Source organism: Rhodanobacter aciditrophus, assembly GCF_050026795.1.
Classification (GTDB): Bacteria; Pseudomonadota; Gammaproteobacteria; order Xanthomonadales; family Rhodanobacteraceae; genus Rhodanobacter_A.
On the sequence record NZ_JALBWP010000010.1, the window covers coordinates 455,940 to 472,966 of the forward strand.

Here is a 17,027-nt window from a genome sequence, read left to right on the forward strand (position 1 = left end):
GGGCCATGTTGCGGCAGGTTTTGGTGGCCGGTGTCTACCTGGCCGCGCTGTTCCTGTTCCGCGCGGTGTCCATCCAGCACTGGTTCATCCTGACGGGCCTTCATCTTGCGGCGTTGATGCTTGTGCCGTATCGCTACTGGCCGGCGTTGTTCGTCGCGGACACCGCCCGCCAAGCCTACGTCAGCTATGTGTGTCTTGATCAGTACGGTCTTCTCTGGGCTTCGGTCAACACGATTCCCTCGCTAGCCTACGAAGCCCCCATGGTGTGGTGGCTCCGGGAGCGCTGGCAGCTGTTCCGGGCTCAAGGGGCAGTCAATATGCCGGTCTTCGTGCTGTGCGCGTTGATCGTTGCCGTGATTGCGACCACTGAGACCCTCGGGCAATTGCAGATCACGCCACTTCCGAACGGCTACATTGTCCACTACGCCGAAGTGACGGCGCGCATGGTGCTGGGCAATTTCATGGGCATCCTCACGGTGGTGCCAGTCACGCTGGTGGTTCACCAGAGCTTCGCGGCTGCCGACTTCCGGTGGCGGCGCTGGCTCACGGCCCTGCTCGAAAGCCGTTTCCTTGTGGAGGGTGCGCTGGGAGTCTTTCCGCTCGTTGCGTTCCTGGTCTGGCTGGGTGTGCACAATCCCGGGATTCGTCCCATGGTGCAGATGGCCATGTTCCTGCCGGTCATCTTCATGGCGTTCCGGCACGGTTGGCAGGGAGCGGCGGTGGCCGGGACCCTGGCCAGCCTGGGCATCGTGACGTTGATGCCCGCCACCGACGACCCCGCCACCATGCAGGCCGAAACCCTGGTGGCCATGGCCATTTCGACCATGCTGCTGGTGGGGGCCCGCATGGCGGCGTTGACGCAGCGGGCGGAGCGGGAACGCATCGATTCGCGCATGGCGATGGCCTTGGCGCATCGCAATGCAGCGATGGGCGAGGCCCAGCTGCGGGTTGCGGCGCAGGCACTGGATCAGCTCAGCCACTCGATCCATGGCACTTTCAAACTGATGCTGGGGCGCTTGCGCCATCTGCAGCCCGTGATGGACGACGCCGGCTACCGACGACATGCCGAGAGTGCCCAGGAGCAGCTTTTCCTGCTCACCGACAGCCTGTGTCCCGCCGTGCTGCGCGAGCGCGGCCTGCCCGGAGCCTTGAACCAGGGAGCACTGGCCCGGGCCCTCCACGAGGCCGGCATCAGGTACTGGTGCGATCTGCGCGGACCCGTGAGTGCTTTCCCGCGGGACATGAGCCTGGTCATCTATCGCGTGGTGTGCGAAGCGATCTCGGAGGCGTGCCTCACGCACGAACCCACGGACGTGCTGGTGAAAGTCCGTTGCGGCAAGCAGGATCGGGTATGGGCGGTCGTGATGATCGACATCCGCTGGGATCCGGAGCGGTCGCTGCACGTGGACTGGGTGACCTTGCGGCAGCGCCTGCGCATCAGCGCCACCGGCATGGGGCGGGATGCCATCGCGGACCGCGCCGCCACCTATGGCGGGCGGTTGCGGGAAAGGGCCATGCCCAATGGCAAACGGGTCATGGTCTCGTTCCAGGAACCCAACCACCCCCATATGTGACGCGGGGGTGGTTGGCTGCAAACCTCACTGGAGACCCTTCATGTTGCAGTCGACCGGGTCGCTACAGATGGTCTGGACAGCGGCGGCATTCAGCTGCAGCGTGCCGTCGCTCAGCGGCGTGGCCGTCACCGTCGTGGTGCCGTCGTTGTAGACCGTGGTGGCGGCGGCGACCGGGGCGGCAGTCGTGGAGGCGCTGGCCGGCTGACTGGGCGTGACGACCTGCTGGGCGAAGCGGCCGATCGGCAGCGTGATGAACTGGCCACCCGCAGTGCCGACGCTGCCGAGCACGTTGCCGTTCATGTCGTTCACCTGGATGTATTCGACGCCGCCCATGGCGAATACGTACACGTGGAAGTTCGGGTTGGTGCTGACGTCGCTTGCATTCGGCCATGACTGGCCAAGACCGGTGGCGGGCGTGGCTGCCAAGGCGGTTCCGGTGGCGGCAGCGATCGACGCTGCGAAAACTGCACGAGTCAAGAAGCGCATGATGATCCCCTGGGTTGGTGGTAGGGCAGGTTGCCCGGTTCCGAATCTACCACCGCCCGATGGGCACAATTGCTGCAAAGGTCAAGCATTCATCGCGGGGCAGTGCCTGCCACGCACTTTCGGTCAATCTCCCGGCCCTGGTGCAATCAGCGCATGGCCGGGCCGACGGTGCTGCCGCTGGCTGGCGAAGGGCGCTGCGGGTTTGCGCCGGAGCAGATCATGCAGGCGTTCCGGAAGTTGACCGACGAAGTTCGAGGCAAGCGCTCGGTTCGCTGATCCGTTGCTGGCGTGCCACCCGGCGGGGCACGCGATTCAACAGAATCAATGCAGGAACCCGTTCGATCAGCCATGACCAAAACGAAGACCCCGCACACGCAGGGCCTTCGTTCGAGCCGTTGCCCATGCAGGCCGCAGGGTTCGATGTCTGGGTGCTCGGTCCGATCCCTAATAGTCGCCCCCGCAGATCCCGCTTCCGGCAGGCACCTTGCCGAGCCCCGGCCAGGCACGCGGTTTGAGATGCGCGTCGAGCGGCGCGTGGAGGATCCAGTCCAGCGCGGGATCCTTGCCGGCCCGGTAGTCCTGCCAGGTGGTGGGGATCGCCACGTCCGGCCGGATCAGGTTCTCGGCGCCGGCCGTGAAGCGGTACAGGCGGGTGGAGTAGCGTGCCACCCATTTCGAGTTGGGCAGCACCATCTCGCGCGCTTCCTGGTAGCTGTTGGGCTTCTCGCCGATGGGCTCGCCCACCAGGATGGCGTGGGTGAGCTGGCGGAAGTGCACGGAGTTGGTCATCGCGGCGGAGAACGTGCGCGGCCCGATCAGCACGAACAGGTGGCCGTCCCGGTTGATCGCCGGCCGTGCGCGGATCGGGTCGACCAGGTATTTCAGCCCCAGGCAGAAATCGCCGCCGTCGTTGCGGCGGAAGTCGACGATCAGCCGCCGCGGGCGCGTCCGGTCGACCTGCGCGAGCATGCGCGGCGCATCCGTCGCCAGCGTCCGGTACGAGCGGAAGTTGCAGTACATCGCTTGCTGCGCCGGCAGTTCGGTGCAGGCCAGGGCGGCGTCGGGCTGCTGCTGCGACAGCGGCGGCGAAGCGGGCAGCTCGTGCCAGCGGGACGGCGCCGGCCCGGCGGGCACGCGGATCTCCCGCCGCGTACCGTCGTCGGCCTGCAGGGTGTAGCGGGCCACGGCGCGATCGCCGATGAGGCCCAGGCCGTGCAGGACCATCCCGTCGACCAGCAGGCTGGTCGCGCGGACCTCACGCAGCGGTTGCGTCTCGCCGGCGGGCGTCAGGCTCAGCAGCCGGCGTTGCGCCTCGGCGACCGGCGTGTCGCCCACCTCGACCAGCCGCGCGCCGAGCATCGCTTCGGCCGCGCTGCCGGGTGGCGAGGCGACCAGGCGGTAATCGTTGCCGAAGCGGACGAAGCGCAGCGGGAAGGTCGGCGCATCCTTGGGAATGCGGATGTAGGTATGGCCGTCGCCGATCGCGTTCTCGATGCGGTCCATGCCGACGAAAATCTGGTCCGGATCGAGCGCGGGCAGGCGCCGATCCAGCGCCGCCACCTCGCGCTCGAACTGCTGGCGCGTGAGGTGCCAGAAGGGAGCGACGTGGCGCTTGGGCAGCTCGGTGGCCAGGTAATGCAGATCCGCGCGCCACTGCGCGGTGCTCAGCGTCGGGCTGGCCGGTACGGCGTCGTGCGCAAGCAGCGGGCCGGCGGCGAGGAGCAGGGCGAGCAGGCTTGCCGTCGTCGCGCGGGTCCGGGGGACGCGCGCACGGGAACGGGTGCTCAGGGGATCGTTGCGGGTGGCCATGGTTGCCTCACGGTTGCATCGGTTGCGGCCTGTCGGGCCGGGCGTTCCGGCGTCGCTCTAGGTGCGCAGCGCCTGGTTGCGCAGGCTGCGCGGGCGCCACTTCAGGTTCACGCCGAGCGTACCGGCCACGATCAAGGCGACGCCCGCCAGCTGTATCGGCACCAGCCGGTGTCCGTATAGCCAATAATCCAGCAGCAGCGCCACCAGCGGGTACACGAACGCCACCACCACGATGGTCACCACCGGCAGGCGCGGGTAGGTGGAATAGAACAGCACGTAGACGATGCCGCTGTGGATCACGCCCAGGCCGATCAGCCACATCCACTGCAGGCCCCAATGGAACACGCTGGCGCTGCTGAAGCCGCCCAGCATCAGCACGCCTACCCAGCACTGGATCAGCACCAGCGCCAGCGGTCGCTGCTTGCCCACTTGGCGCGAGATCAGCAGCGACGCGCTCCAGAGCAAGGCCGCGAGCAGGGCCAGGCCCACGCCGATGAGCTGGGCGGTGTCGGCATGGCGATAGATGCCGGCGGGGTCGCTGGTGCAGATCACGCCGGCGAAGCCGAGCAGGGTCCAGGCGATGTCGGCCGGTTGCGTGCGCTCGCCCTGCGCCAGCGCCGCCAGGATCAGCGTGATGAACGGGAAGCAGTGATAGACCATCGTGGCCAGTCCGATGGACGAGCGCGCCATGCCCGCGAACAGCGCCACCCAGTTGAGCACCAGCAGCACGCCGCTGAGCACCGCGCCGCGCAGCAGCACGCGGTCCTGCAGCAGGCCGCGCAGGTGTCCCCGCGCCGCGGCCCAGCCGAGCAGGAACAGGCCGCCGAAGAGGCAGCGGTAGAACACGGCGGTCACGGCGTCCTGCCCGCTTTCGTGCACGAACACGCCCACCGAGCCGATCAGCACTTCGGCGAACAGCAACTGCAGCAGCGCACCGCGCGTGCCAGCGGTCGAGGGACTCATGCGGCTCTTCCCGAGGATGGGGAAGGCCAGCGTAGGCCGGTCGCGGGTAGAGGTACAGATTCAGATAGACTCGAACTCGACCTGTACAGATGGACCGGCCACATGCTGCTTTACGAACGCGTTGCCGCGGCCCTGCGTGCGCAGATCGCGCGGGGCACCTTGCGTGCCGGCGAGCGCCTCCCTTCGGTCCGGCAACTGGCGCAGGGGCATGGCGTGAGCACCGCCACGGCGGTGCAGACCTACCTGCAGCTGGAGCGCGAGGGGCTGGCGGTGGCGCGGCCGCGTTCGGGCTTCTTCGTGCGCGCCGCCACGGCCGCGGCACCGGCGGCGCGCCCGCCGCGACGCCGCGCGCCGGGCGAGGTCAACAACCCCGCCTTGCGCAGCGTGATGGATCTGCTCGCCCGCAGCGACCTGCTGCCGCTGCACAGCGCCACGCCCGCGCCCGGCCTGCTGCCGCGCGCGGCGCTGACGGCCTCGCTGTCGCGCTGCCTGCGCCGCACGCCCGCGGCGGCGCTCGACTACGCGCCGCCGCAGGGCCACTTCGCGCTGCGGCGCCTGCTCGCGCAACGCTATGCGCAGGTGGGCGCCGAGGTATCGGCGGAGGAGATCGTGCTCACCGGCGGCGCGATGGAGGCGATCAATCTTTCGCTGCGGGCCGTCACCTCGCCCGGCGACGTGGTGCTGGTGGAGACGCCGACCTATCACGGCATCCTGCAGGCGGTCGCCGCGATGCGCCTGAAGGTGCTGGAGGTGCCCACCCGCCCCGGCCTGGGCATCGACGTGGCGCGCATGGAACAGCTGCTGCAGCAGACCGCGGTGCGCGCGGCGGTCCTGGTGCCCAACTTCAACAACCCGCTGGGCAGCCTGACCCGCGACGCCGACAAGCAGGCCGTGGTGGAAAGCTGCGCCCGGCACGGCACCGTGATCATCGAGGATGACATCTACGGCGATCTGGCCTGGTCCGGCCAGCGCCCGTCGCCGCTGCGTCGCTGGGACGACGGCGGTACCGTGATCAGCTGCGGCTCGTTCTCCAAGGTGCTGGCGCCGGGCCTGCGCCTGGGCTGGGTCGCGGGCGGCCAGTGGAGCGAGGTGCTGGCGCGCGCCAAGTTCTTCGCTACCGTCGGCGGCAACAGCCTCACCCAGCTGGCGATCGCCGACTACCTGCAGCGGCACGACCTGGAGCGGCACCTGCGCCGGCTGCGCCGCACCCTGGCCGACAACGGTCAGCGCCTGCACGACGCCATCGCGCGCTATTGGCCCGCGGACACCCGGGTGAGCGAGCCGCAGGGCGGCCTCTCGCTGTGGGTGCAACTGCCCGAGGGCGCCGACAGCCGCCTGCTGTTCGAGCAGGCGCTGGGCAAGGGCATCGGCACCTCGCCGGGCGTGCTGTTCTCCAGCCGCGGCGACTATGTCGATTGCCTGCGGCTCAGCTGCGGCCTGGTATGGGACGAGCGCATGGACCGCGCGATGCGGACACTCGGGAAGATGGTGGCGGCGTGAGTCGTGACGCCGCGCGGCTGCGAGCGGGTCTGCCCGATTGACAAGGGCTGGACACGCGCGGCTCGCCGGGCCTGTTGTCCACGAGCAGTGCGTTGGGGTCCTGGCCATGCAGCCGCAATTCCGCCAGACCTTGCCTGCGCTCGGTATGCGGCAGTTCGGATCAGGAGCATCAGGAGCCGCACGCGAATTGATCCCGTGGAGTGATCCGCTTGCAAATCACCCGCCTCGCGCCTTACAGTGAACCACATGGTTCACTATCAAGCCCGCCTTGACGCGACCTTCGCCGCGCTCTCCGACGTCACCCGACGCGGCGTGCTGGAGCAGCTCGGCGGTTCGGACGCCTCGATCACCGACCTTGCCCAACGGTTCCGCATGACCCTCACGGGCATGAAGAAGCACGTCAGCGTCCTGGAGCAGGCCGGGCTCGTGACCACGCAGAAGGTCGGGCGCGTGCGAACCTGCAAGCTCGGACCGCGCCGGCTGGAAGAGGAGGCCGCCTGGATCGAGCGGCACCGCGAACTCTGGAGCGCACGCTTCGACGCGCTGGACGAGCTTGTCGAGCACCTGAAACGCAAGGAGAAGGCAGATGCCCAAAGAAAACCAAGGTAGTCCCGCCGCCACGAACCGCACCGTCGTGGAACGCAAGTCCGACCACGAGCTTGTCGTGACGCGAATGTTCAATGCCCCGGCACATATCGTTTTCGCGGCGTGGAGCAAACCCGACTTGTTCACGCGCTGGTGGGTGCCGAAGTCGGTAGGCATTTCGCTGGTCTCGTGCGACATGGATGTCCGCACCGGAGGCACGTATCGCCTCGTGTTCAGCCATCCGGACTTCGATCAGCCGATGGCGTTCTTCGGCACGTACCGCGAAGTGACGCCGAACGAGCGCATCGTCTGGATGAACGAGGAAAGCGACGAGGGCGCCGTGACCACGGTGACGTTCGAGGAGGTTGCCGACAAGACGCTGGTCACCTACCACGAGCGCTATCCCACGAAAGCGGCCCTCGAGGAAGCCCTCGCCGGTTCTGCTGAGGGCCTGCCCGAACAGTTCGCACAGCTGGATGCATTGCTCGCGGGCAACGACTGACGACGCCGCGGGCACTGGCATGTGCACGATGCGGCGGTGAAACACGACCATCGCCGAGCCGGCCCATTCGACGCCAAGTGAGGGTGACATGCTCAGACGCGATTTCCTGAAGGCTGCCATGGCGACGGCAGTACTGACTGCGGCGCTTCCCGTCCAGGCGAAGAAGACACCCGCCATTTCGAACGGGCATTTTGCCGACGTCAACGGCCAGCATGTCTTTTACAGCGTGCATGGCGCCGGCAAGCCGCTCGTTCTTCTCCACGGCGGCATCGATCCGGACAGCTTCGGTAGCAACCTGGCCCAACTGGCCAAGCACCGGCAGGTGATCGCCCCCCATCTCCAGGCACATGGGTATACGCCGGACACCGGCAGGTCACTGCGCAGCGAAACGATGGGCGACGACATCGCCGCCCTGATCGGCCACCTGAACCTCGGCAAGGCCGACGTCATGGGCTACTCGCTGGGCGCCAGCGTCGCGCTGCAGACCGCCATCCGCCATCCGGAGGTGGTCGACCGGCTCGTGCTCGTGTCCGCGGCGATGAGGCTGGACGGCTTCTATCCGGAGGTGGTGGAGGCCTTCAGACAATTGGAGGCCAACGCGGCCACCTTGGGCCCCGGCGTCAAGGCATCGCCGTTGGGGAAGGCCTATCCCGATGTCGATTGGGCCAACCTCTTCAGGAAGGTCGGCGACCTGACCAAACGCCCCTTCGACTGGAGCGCCGACGTCACCAGGCTTCAGGCGCACACGCTGCTGGTCTTTGCCGACGCCGACGCCGTCCGGCCCGAACACATGGTCGAGTTCTGGAAGGCGCTGGGCGGCGGCCAGCGGGATGCCGGGATCAATGGCTCTCTGCGGCCCGCCAACCAGCTTGCCATCGTGCCGAACACCACCCACTACACGCTTCCAGTCGAGCCGATGCTGCCGGAGATCGTCGAGCGCTTCCTCGGAGCTGCATTGACGGCAGCAGGTTAGGGGGCCGCGAAACCACCCAGGAGCCATCAGGGCGCGGGAGAGTTGCCTGTGTCCTTGTAGTTCGGCAATGTCCGTTTTCGACCGTGGATTCAACCTTTCGAGCGGCCGGCATGGCCTGCACCAACGACCGGACAGGTCGGCAAGGGGCCATAAAGACAAAGCCCGCCGGGAAAGGCGGGCCAGGTCTTCGTTGTTCGTGGTGGCCGGGGACGGAATCGAACCGCCGACACGGGGATTTTCAATCCCCTGCTCTACCAACTGAGCTACCCGGCCATGGCCTTGCCAGCAGGACGGGCGTTGCGCGCGTCGGCGTGGCGTGGAGCCGTGCATTAGACCCAATGCACGGCTTGCCGTCAAGACTCCGGCGGGGGCGGGACGAAGCCGGCGGCATGGTCGACCTCGCCGCCGAACAGGAATTTCTCCATCTGTTCGGCGAGGTACTTGCGCGCCTTCGGGTCGAGCGGGTTGAGCCGGTATTCGTTGATCAGCGTGGTCTGGTGGGCCAGCCACTGCTGCCATGCGGGCTTGGAGATCTCGGCGTAGATGCGCTGGCCCAGCGGGCCGGGCCACGGGGCGAAGTCGAGGCCTTCGGCGTCGACGCCGAGCTTGGTGCAGTGGATGGTGCGGCTCATGCCTTGGATCCTGCAATGGTTTCTTCGAGTTGCTCAAGCAGCTTGCGCACGGGAGCGGGCAGCCCGAGCGCGGCCAGTTCGCCGGTGTCGCACCAGCGCAGTCCGTGATTGTCGCCGATGCCGTGCGGTGCCGTCGCGCCATCGAACAGCAGCGGCTCGATGCACAGCTTGTAGTGGCTGAACACATGGGTGAACGGCGCCAGCGATCGTGCATCGTCGATGCGCGCGTGCTGCCGGGCGCGACGCCATGCCGCGTCGTGGTCGCCGGCTTCGGGCAGGCTCCACAGGCCGGACCACACGCCCTGCGGGCCGCGCCGCTCCAGCAGCACCCGGCCGCTCGCGTCGCGCAGGATCAGCATCACGGTGTGGCGCGTGGGAGTGGTTTTCGCGGGCTTCGCCGATGGCAGTTGCGCCACGAGTCCGTCACGCCAGGCAACGCAGCCACCGGCCAGCGGGCAGGCTTCGCAGCGCGGCCTGGCCCGGGTGCACACGGTGGCGCCCAGGTCCATGATCGCCTGGGTGTAGTCGGCCACGCGCGCAGTCGGCGTGTGCGCATCGGCATGTCGCCACAGCTGCTTTTCCACTGCACTCTCGCCGGGATGGCCGTGGATGCCGTGGTAACGGGCCAGCACGCGCTTGACGTTGCCGTCGAGGATGGGAAAGCGCAGGCCGTGCGCCTGGGCGAGGATCGCGCCCGCAGTGGAGCGGCCGATGCCGGGCAAGGCGGCCAGTGCGTCGAAGTCGCGCGGCAACTCGCCGCCGTGGCGCTCCAAGCAGAGTTGCGCGGCGCGATGCAGGAAGCGCGCACGGCGGTAGTAGCCGAGGCCCGACCACAGCGCCAGCACCTGGTCTTCGGTGGCGGCGGCGAGCGCGGGCAGGCCGGGCAGCGCGGCGACGAAGCGCTCGAAGTAGCCGACGACGGTGGCGACCTGGGTCTGCTGCAGCATGATCTCCGACAGCCACACGCGGTAGGCGTCGCGTGGGTGCTGCCATGGCAGGTCGTGGCGGCCGTGGTCGTCGAACCAGGCCAGCAGGGCGGCGGCGAACGGTTTCACTTCGCCTTGCCGCCGGCGCCGGGTTGGGCGGATGCCGCGGCAGGCTTCGCCGTGGTGCCGGCCGTGGCCGGCACGGCGTCGCCGGCGCGCACGCTCAGGCCTTCGATGGCCAGGCTGCCGACTTGCAGCCTGGCCATCTGCAACGTGCCGCTACCGGGCGGCATGCCGGGTTGCGTCCCGGCCTGCCGGTCGACCGGGGCGTTGAGCGAGCCCCACCAGCGCGCCAGCGCCAGCGGCGGCAGGCGCAGGTCGGCGTGGTCGTCCGGGCCGTCCAGCTTGAGGTGCAACAGTAGTGGATCGGTCTGGTTGGCCGGGGTGAGCGTCAGCGCGATGTCGTAGCTGCCGGTATCGGCATGGTCGAGCTTGCCGCCGAGTTGCGCCGCCGCGTCGGCCGCACCGTGCCAGCGGGCGCTGCCGCCCAGGGTGAGCGTGACGTCGCTGCCCTGCGACAGGTGCAGCTGGATGCGGTCGAGCTGCATCGCGTTGCCCTGCATGCGCGGGGTCGCGGTGAGCCGCAGCCGCAGTGCCGCACCGGCTGCGGTGGTGGCCGACATGGTGAGCGGGAATTCCTGGTCGGGTGCAAGCGTGCCGGCCGCCAGCGTCACGTTGTTGAGCAGCAGCTGGTCGCCGCGCACCACGCTGCCGTGCTCGATGCTGATGCCCGCGTCGATGCGGGGGATCGCCGGCGCGGCGTTGGCCGGCAGTGGCGGCAGGGTGGCCAGCCAGTCCCGCAGCGCATCCAGGTCCACCCGCGGCGCATCCACCTCCATCTGCGCGATGGCGGTGGGGCCGCCGAGCAGGGTGCGCCAGGGCAGCACCAGCCGGCCGCGCGAGGCGAGCAGGATCGGGCTGTCCGCCCCCCTGGCGTTGAGCGTGATGCCGCGCAGCTCCAGCGCCGGGCGCGGGAACAGGGTGGGGCTGGCGGGGCTGGCGAGATTCAGCACGAGGCCGGCATCGCGCGCCTGGCTCTGCAGCATCGCGGTGAAGCGGTCCGGCTGCAGCAGCAGGTGGACCGCGACGACCACGACCAGCAGCGCGGCGAGCGCCAGTGCGCCCGCGCCGATCAGCAGCCGTCGCAGTCCGCGCGTCACGTCAGCTCCGCAGGCGCTCAGTCATGGCCGGCCGCAGGCAGCAGGCCGTCGACGAAGGCCGCGGCATCGAACACGCGCAGGTCGGTGGCGGTCTCGCCCAGGCCCACGAAGCGGATCGGCAGGCCGAACTCGCGCGCCAGCGCGAACACCACGCCACCCTTGGCAGTGCCGTCGAGCTTGGTGACCGCGAGGCCGGTGACGCCCACGATCTGGCGGAACTGGCGCACCTGGTTCACCGCGTTCTGGCCGGTGGTGCCGTCGATCACCATCAGCACCTCGTGCGGCGCCTCGGGGTCGAGCTTCTTCAGCACGCGGGCGATCTTGCCCAGTTCGTCCATCAGGCCGCCCTGGGTGTGCAGGCGGCCGGCGGTGTCGGCCACCAGCACATCGGCCGCGCGCGAGCGCGCGGCCTGCAGCGCGTCGAAGATCACGCTGGCGGCGTCGGCGTCCTGGCCTTGCGAGATCACCGGCACGGCGTTGCGTTCGCCCCAGGTCTTCAGCTGTTCGACGGCGGCGGCGCGGAACGTGTCGCCGGCGGCCAGCAGCACGCTGCGGCCCTCGTCGCGCCAGCGGCGCGCGAGCTTGCCGATGGTGGTGGTCTTGCCCACGCCGTTGATGCCCACGGTGAGCACCACGAAAGGCTTGCGGCCGGAGGGATCCAGCGGCTGCTCCACCGGCTTCAGCAGGGCGACGAGCGACTCGCGCAGCGCATTGCGCAGTGCCGCGGCATCGGCGAACTCGCGCTTGTGCATGCGCCTGCGCAGGTCCTCCACCAGCTGGGTGCTGGCCTCCACGCCCACGTCGGCGGTGATCAGCGTCGTTTCCAGTTCGTCGAGCAGGTCGTCGTCGAGCTTGGGATTGCGCTGGAACAGCGCACCCAGGCCGCGGCCGAGCGTGCTGCCGGCGAGGCGCTCGCGCCAGCTGCGCCTGCCCGCGACCGCCTCGGCCGCTTCGGCAGCAGGCGAGGGAGCGGCGACCTCGACGGGCTGCTCGACCGACGCTGCGGCGGCAGACGTGCCCGCGTCACGCAGCGTGCCCGCAGCCGGCGCCTCGGCGGGGGCTGCGGGCGGGGTTTCGGCGGGCTTCTTCTTCCAGAACTTGAGCATTGCGGGGGCGATTCAAAGACAATGGGCGGCATGCTAACACTCCGTTCCTTACGCCTCGAAAAACCGCCGTCCTGGCGATTTTTCGAATCGGCGAGTCCGGTGCATGCCCGGATTCGCCGCCGGCGATCAATCGCTGGCGTGCTTGTCGCGGCGGGCCATCCGTGGCTTGCAGGGGCGCTCCGAGATCTTCCGGGGCGCCCCTCCGTACGGGTCGCCGGGCCCGGGCAGGCCACGTGAACGGCCGTCCCGGACGCATCCGCATCATCGGCGGCAGCCTGCGCAACTCGCGACTGGAGGTGCCCGAGCTGGCCGGCCTGCGGCCCACCTCCGAGCGGGTGCGCGAGACCCTGTTCAACTGGCTCGCGCCGATGATCGAGGGTGCCCGCGTGCTGGACCTGTGCGCCGGCACGGGCGCGCTGGGCATCGAGGCGCTGTCGCGTGGCGCGGCCGCCGCCTGCTTCGTCGAGCCCGACGCGCGGGCGGCGCGCACGCTGCGCGACAACCTGGTCCGGCTCAAGGTGGAGGGTGGCGAGGTGGTGGCTGCCGACGCCCAGGCGTTCCTCGGCGGTGCGCCCCGGGCGTTCGACCTGGTGTTCCTCGATCCGCCGTTCGCGCTGGGGCTGTGGAGCGTGCTGGCCGAGCGGCTGGAACAGGGCGGCTGGCTGGCCGGGCGGGCATGGGTCTACGTGGAGTCCCCGCGCGAGCCGGTCCCCGCCCTGCCGGCCCAGTGGGTGCTGCATCGGGAAGGGCGCGCCGGCGAAGTGCGCTTCGCGCTCTACCGGCGCGCGCTTCCGTGAAGAACCTGCCTCGTGCCTCCACATGGCCCGCGCCGGGAGCTGTTTGCGTGCAGGCCAAGGAAAAACGAAGGTACGCGGGGAGAGTCCATGGATGGACTCGGCGTTGAGGAGCGAGGAGTGGACGTCCGTCCACGACCGAGTGATGACGCGGGCATGCGGGCAAACAGACCCGGCCCTTCGGGTTGCGTTGCCGTGGCCGCCATGCGGCAGCGCGCGGCTTGGCCTGCCGTCCAGGCAGGCGCTGCGCCACGCGCCACCACACGGCGGCCACGGCAAGGCAACGCGAGCTATGCGGAGGCATGGGGCAGGCTCTAAGCTAGGCCCGGTATCCGCTGCCGCTCCGCACTTCGTGACCAGACCTTCCGGCAATCCCCGCCTGGCCGTGTACCCGGGCACCTTCGATCCGATCACCAACGGTCATGCGGACCTGGTGACGCGCGCCGCGCCGCTGTTCGACCGCGTGGTGGTGGCGGTGGCCGAGAGCTCCAGCAAGGGGCCGGGCTTCAGCCTCAACGAGCGCATCGCGCTGGCGCGTCTTGCGCTGGCCGACCTGCGCAACGTGGAAGTGCGCGGTTTCGACAGCCTGCTGGCCGACTTCGTGGCCGAGATCGGCGCGGGCGTGATCATCCGCGGGCTGCGCGCGGTGTCGGACTTCGAGTACGAATTCCAGCTGGCCAGCATGAACCGGCACCTGATTCCGCAGGCCGAGACGCTGTTTCTCACGCCGGCGGAGCAATACAGTTTCATTTCCTCTTCGCTGGTGCGCGAGATCGGCCGCCTGGGCGGCGACATCTCCAGCTTCGTGCATCCGGCGGTGCAACAGGCCATGCGTCAGCGCTGGCACAAGGGCCGCAGCGGCGGCCTCCCCAAGCAACCCGAAAAAGAAGGTGACCATCATGCGTAAGTTCGTTCTCATCGCCGCCATCGCGCTGACCGCCGGCCTCGTCCTGGGCGGCTGCTCGCAGGGCCAGGACCAGGATCAGCAGGCCGCGCAGCAGGCCAAGGCGATCACCAAGCCCACCAGCATCACGGACGCCAAGGGCTGGAACGCGTACCTCGGCCAGCTGGTGCAGAAGAACCTGCAGGGCATGGCCGCCCAGCAGCCATACGCGTACCTGGTGACGCCGGGCCAGACCGACGACGACAAGGCGCAGAACGACCGCCAGCTGCAGAACGTGCAGGACGCGGTGGCCCGCGGCGTGCTGCCGGGCAACCTGATGGCCTTCGCCGGCCCGGTGTCGGCGACCACCGCCGACCTGGTCGTGGCCGCGTTCAAGGATGCCAAGCCCGGCACCTTCAAGGGCGTGATCGTGGTGTTCATCGGCGACAAGGCCGACGAGCAGCGCGTCGCCGACGTGATCAACCCGTCGGGCGCCACGTTCCGCTTCGTGCAGATGTAAGAGCGGGAGTGAGTGGTGGGGAGTGGGGGGTGAGAGCATGCCGGATGCGGCAGGTTCCTGCTCTCCCGCTTCCCGCCATTCCCCACTCGCTTCCGGCTTGTTTTCATGTCCCTGAAGATCCTCGACACCTGCGTCAACTGCGACGTCTGCGAACCGGTCTGCCCGAACAAGGCGATCTCGCTGGGCGAGGAGTACTACGTGATCGACCCGGCGCTGTGCACCGAGTGCGTGGGTCACCACGACGAGCCGCAGTGCGTGGAGGTGTGCCCGGTCGAATGCATCATCGTCGACCCCGAGCACACCGAGTCGCGCGAAGCGCTCGAACTCAAGTACCGCCACCTGATGGGTTCAGGTGCCGCCACTGGATGAGCTGAAGGAGTCCGCCGCATGAAATTCCCACTGCACGGCCGCGTGCTGCTGTTGAGTCTGCTGTTGGCAGGCAGCGCGGCCTTCGCCGCCGACGGCACGCCCAGGACCGCACCGGCCGCCACGGCGGCCGTACCGTCGGCGCAGCGCCCCGGCCACGCCGGCATTGCCAGCGCGAACTTCCTCGCCACCAACGCCGGCTTCGAGGTGCTGGCCAAGGGCGGCAACGCGTTCGACGCGGCGGTGGCAGTGGCCTCCACGCTGTCGGTGGTGGAGCCGGAAAGCTCCGGCATCGGCGGCGGCTTCATGGCCACGCTGCACATCGCCAGGACCGGCAGGAACGTGTTCATCGACGCCCGCGAGACCGCGCCGATGGCGGTGAACCCGAAGGACTACCTCAATCCCGACGGCACGCCGAACCGCGACGCCGCGCTGAAGGGCCCGCTCTCCGCCGGTATCCCCGGCGAGCCGGCCGGGCTGGTGCTGCTGGCGAAGAAATTCGGCAAGCTGCCGCTCAGCGAGTCGCTGGCGCCGGCCATCCGCATCGCGCGGGACGGCTTCAAGCCCGATCCGCGCCTGCTGGCTTCGATCAAGGGGGAGCAGAAGAATCTCGAACGCTGGCCCGCCTCCGCCGCGAAGTTCCTGCCGGGCGGCAAGCCGCCGGCGGCGGGCGAGATCTGGCGGGACCCGGAGCAGGCGCGCACCTGGGAACTGATCGCCAGGCAGGGCGACGCCGGTTTCTATCGCGGCGAAGTGGCGCAGAAGCTGGTGGACGCGGTGCGCGCCGCCGGCGGCAACTGGACGCTCGAGGACCTGGCGAACTACCGCGCCAAGGAACGCACGCCGATCACCATCGACTACCAGGGCTACCAGATCGTCACCGCGCCGCCACCGTCTTCCGGCGGCGTGGCGATCGCCGAGATCCTCAACATCCTGCGCGGCTACGACCTCGCGAAGATGGACCAGGCGCATCGCGTGCACTACATCATCGAGGCGATGCGCCGCGCGTTCCGCGACCACAACGATTACCTCGGCGATCCCGATTTCGTGAAGATGCCGCTGGACATGCTGCTGTCGCCGTACTACGCCGACGGCCTGCGCCAGAGCATCCTGCCCGACCAGGCCACGCCCTCGTCCATGCTGCCGCACGGGCCGTCGCACGATCCGGGCATGCACACCACGCATTTCTCGATCATCGACAAGGACGGCAACATGGTGGGGATCACCTCCACCGTGAACTACATCCTCGGCTCCACCTTCGTCGCCAAGGGCACCGGCGTGCTGCTCAACGACGAGATGGACGACTTCGCGCTGGTGCCGAACAAACCCAACGTCTACGGCTTGCTCGGCAGCAAGGCGAACGCGCCGGTGGGCGGCAAGCGCATGCTATCCTCGATGTCGCCCAGCATCGTGATCGGCAAGGACCGCAGCGCGGTGATCGGCTCGCCCGGCGGCTCCACCATCATCACCCAGGTGCTGGAAGGCATCCTGCACTTCATCGACGGCCAGAGCGCGCAGCAGATCGTGGCCGACAAGCGCTACCACCACCAGTTCCTGCCCGACGAGGTGTTCGTGGAGGATGGCGTGTTCGACGCCGCCACCAGCGACACGCTCAGGAAAATGGGCTACACGCTGAAGCCACGCGAGGCCTGGGGCTTCATGAACGTGGTCACCTGGGATCATCGCGACAACCAGCTCGACGCCGCCAGCGATCCGCGCCGGCCGTCGGGGCTGGGCAAGGTGGAGTGAGTGCTGCAAGGCATCAGCCATGCGACCTTCGTGGTCGCTGATCTTGAGCGCATGGCCCGGTTCCTGTGCGAGGGACTGGGCGCGCGCGAGATCTACGACAGCCGCGCCACCGGCGAGTTTTCCCTTTCCCGCGAGAAATTCTTCGAGCTGGGCGGGGTCTGGATCGCGGCGATGCAGGGCGAGCCGCCCACCGCGCGTTCCTACCAGCACCTGGCGTTTGCCGTGAACGAAGACGACCTGCCGCGCTACGAGTGCAGGCTGCGGGCGCTTGGCGCGGAGTTCCGCGAGTCGCGGCCGCGTATCGATGGCGAGGGCGCATCCCTGTACTTCTACGATTTCGACAACCACCTGTTCGAGCTGCATGCGGGCACGCTGGAGCAACGCCTGGCCCGCTACGGGCGCGGCGCCGACCTCGCGCAACTGGTGGAGGCGTGACGGG

The 17,027-nt window shown here is 68.9% G+C and carries 19 protein-coding genes and 1 tRNA gene; 12 read left to right on the top strand and 8 right to left on the bottom strand.

The genetic code is table 11. The features are described 5' to 3' along the window. Positions 1-5 precede the first annotated feature (5 nt). Positions 6-1,574 (top strand): MASE1 domain-containing protein, encoded by a 1,569-nt coding sequence (locus ACQGNW_RS06945; RefSeq protein ID WP_426662404.1) that lies wholly within the window; start codon positions 6-8, stop codon positions 1,572-1,574. A gap of 24 nt (positions 1,575-1,598) precedes the next feature. Here the strand turns inward: ACQGNW_RS06945 and ACQGNW_RS06950 are convergent, their stop codons facing one another. Beyond that, the gene (locus ACQGNW_RS06950) at positions 1,599-2,000 is read right to left on the bottom strand and encodes a hypothetical protein (RefSeq protein WP_426662405.1); all 402 of its coding nucleotides are present in this window, start codon (positions 1,998-2,000) and stop codon (positions 1,599-1,601) included. A 213-nt stretch (positions 2,001-2,213) separates the two neighbouring features. On the opposite strand from ACQGNW_RS06950, the gene ACQGNW_RS06955 reads away from it, so the two are divergent. After that, positions 2,214-2,336 carry a hypothetical protein gene (locus ACQGNW_RS06955; protein WP_426662406.1) on the top strand — a complete coding sequence of 41 codons (123 nt, stop codon included), beginning with the start codon at positions 2,214-2,216 and terminating at the stop codon, positions 2,334-2,336. A 168-nt stretch (positions 2,337-2,504) separates the two neighbouring features. On the opposite strand, the gene ACQGNW_RS06960 is transcribed toward ACQGNW_RS06955, so the two are convergent. Together ACQGNW_RS06960 and ACQGNW_RS06965 are read right to left on the bottom strand one after the other, a co-directional pair. After that, a complete protein-coding gene (locus tag ACQGNW_RS06960) occupies positions 2,505-3,869 on the bottom strand; it encodes a S41 family peptidase (RefSeq protein WP_426662407.1) in 1,365 nt (454 codons plus the stop codon). 57 nt (positions 3,870-3,926) lie between these two features. Then, positions 3,927-4,832, bottom strand: a complete 906-nt coding sequence (locus tag ACQGNW_RS06965; RefSeq protein WP_426662408.1) for a DMT family transporter — start codon at positions 4,830-4,832, stop codon at positions 3,927-3,929. 102 nt (positions 4,833-4,934) lie between these two features. Between ACQGNW_RS06965 and ACQGNW_RS06970 the strand changes: the two genes are divergently transcribed. From ACQGNW_RS06970 to ACQGNW_RS06985, 4 genes are all read left to right on the top strand, one after another. Further along, the gene (locus ACQGNW_RS06970; protein WP_426662409.1) at positions 4,935-6,332 is read left to right on the top strand and encodes an aminotransferase-like domain-containing protein; all 1,398 of its coding nucleotides are present in this window, start codon (positions 4,935-4,937) and stop codon (positions 6,330-6,332) included. Between the two features lie 246 nt (positions 6,333-6,578). Continuing rightward, complete coding sequence (locus tag ACQGNW_RS06975; RefSeq protein WP_426662735.1) at positions 6,579-6,941, top strand: ArsR/SmtB family transcription factor; 363 nt, start codon at positions 6,579-6,581, stop codon at positions 6,939-6,941. Further along, the gene (locus ACQGNW_RS06980) at positions 6,919-7,419 is read left to right on the top strand and encodes an SRPBCC family protein (RefSeq protein ID WP_426662410.1); all 501 of its coding nucleotides are present in this window, start codon (positions 6,919-6,921) and stop codon (positions 7,417-7,419) included. The genes ACQGNW_RS06975 and ACQGNW_RS06980 overlap by 23 nt, the downstream gene beginning before the upstream one ends. Before the next feature lie 88 nt (positions 7,420-7,507). Beyond that, a complete protein-coding gene (locus ACQGNW_RS06985) occupies positions 7,508-8,392 on the top strand; it encodes an alpha/beta fold hydrolase (protein ID WP_426662411.1) in 885 nt (294 codons plus the stop codon). Positions 8,393-8,589: 197 nt separating this feature from the next. Here ACQGNW_RS06985 and ACQGNW_RS06990 read toward each other — a convergent pair. From ACQGNW_RS06990 to ftsY, 5 genes are all read right to left on the bottom strand, one after another. Then, positions 8,590-8,665, bottom strand: a tRNA-Phe gene (locus ACQGNW_RS06990). A gap of 80 nt (positions 8,666-8,745) precedes the next feature. After that, the gene (locus ACQGNW_RS06995; RefSeq protein WP_426662412.1) at positions 8,746-9,024 is read right to left on the bottom strand and encodes an oxidative damage protection protein; all 279 of its coding nucleotides are present in this window, start codon (positions 9,022-9,024) and stop codon (positions 8,746-8,748) included. Further along, positions 9,021-10,079 carry an A/G-specific adenine glycosylase gene (gene mutY / locus ACQGNW_RS07000; RefSeq protein ID WP_426662413.1) on the bottom strand — a complete coding sequence of 353 codons (1,059 nt, stop codon included), beginning with the start codon at positions 10,077-10,079 and terminating at the stop codon, positions 9,021-9,023. Before mutY ends, ACQGNW_RS06995 begins: the two co-directional genes overlap by 4 nt. After that, positions 10,076-11,170 carry an AsmA family protein gene (locus ACQGNW_RS07005; RefSeq protein ID WP_426662414.1) on the bottom strand — a complete coding sequence of 365 codons (1,095 nt, stop codon included), beginning with the start codon at positions 11,168-11,170 and terminating at the stop codon, positions 10,076-10,078. The genes mutY and ACQGNW_RS07005 overlap by 4 nt, the downstream gene beginning before the upstream one ends. Before the next feature lie 17 nt (positions 11,171-11,187). Beyond that, a complete protein-coding gene (gene ftsY / locus ACQGNW_RS07010; protein ID WP_426662415.1) occupies positions 11,188-12,276 on the bottom strand; it encodes a signal recognition particle-docking protein FtsY in 1,089 nt (362 codons plus the stop codon). 233 nt (positions 12,277-12,509) lie between these two features. On the opposite strand from ftsY, the gene rsmD reads away from it, so the two are divergent. The 6 genes from rsmD to fosX all read left to right on the top strand — a co-directional run bounded on the left by rsmD (position 12,510) and on the right by fosX (position 17,023). Continuing rightward, a complete protein-coding gene (rsmD, locus tag ACQGNW_RS07015; protein ID WP_426662416.1) occupies positions 12,510-13,073 on the top strand; it encodes a 16S rRNA (guanine(966)-N(2))-methyltransferase RsmD in 564 nt (187 codons plus the stop codon). A 349-nt stretch (positions 13,074-13,422) separates the two neighbouring features. After that, the gene (gene coaD, locus ACQGNW_RS07020; RefSeq protein ID WP_426662417.1) at positions 13,423-13,977 is read left to right on the top strand and encodes a pantetheine-phosphate adenylyltransferase; all 555 of its coding nucleotides are present in this window, start codon (positions 13,423-13,425) and stop codon (positions 13,975-13,977) included. Next, a complete protein-coding gene (locus ACQGNW_RS07025; RefSeq protein ID WP_426662418.1) occupies positions 13,970-14,473 on the top strand; it encodes a hypothetical protein in 504 nt (167 codons plus the stop codon). The genes coaD and ACQGNW_RS07025 overlap by 8 nt, the downstream gene beginning before the upstream one ends. Before the next feature lie 105 nt (positions 14,474-14,578). Next, a complete protein-coding gene (locus ACQGNW_RS07030; RefSeq protein WP_426662419.1) occupies positions 14,579-14,842 on the top strand; it encodes a YfhL family 4Fe-4S dicluster ferredoxin in 264 nt (87 codons plus the stop codon). An 18-nt stretch (positions 14,843-14,860) separates the two neighbouring features. Further along, positions 14,861-16,588: a gamma-glutamyltransferase gene (gene ggt, locus ACQGNW_RS07035; RefSeq protein WP_426662420.1), complete on the top strand. Its 1,728-nt coding sequence runs from the start codon at positions 14,861-14,863 to the stop codon at positions 16,586-16,588. Then, positions 16,589-17,023, top strand: coding sequence for a FosX/FosE/FosI family fosfomycin resistance hydrolase (gene fosX / locus ACQGNW_RS07040; RefSeq protein ID WP_426662421.1), 435 nt, complete (start codon positions 16,589-16,591; stop codon positions 17,021-17,023). Positions 17,024-17,027 lie beyond the last annotated feature (4 nt).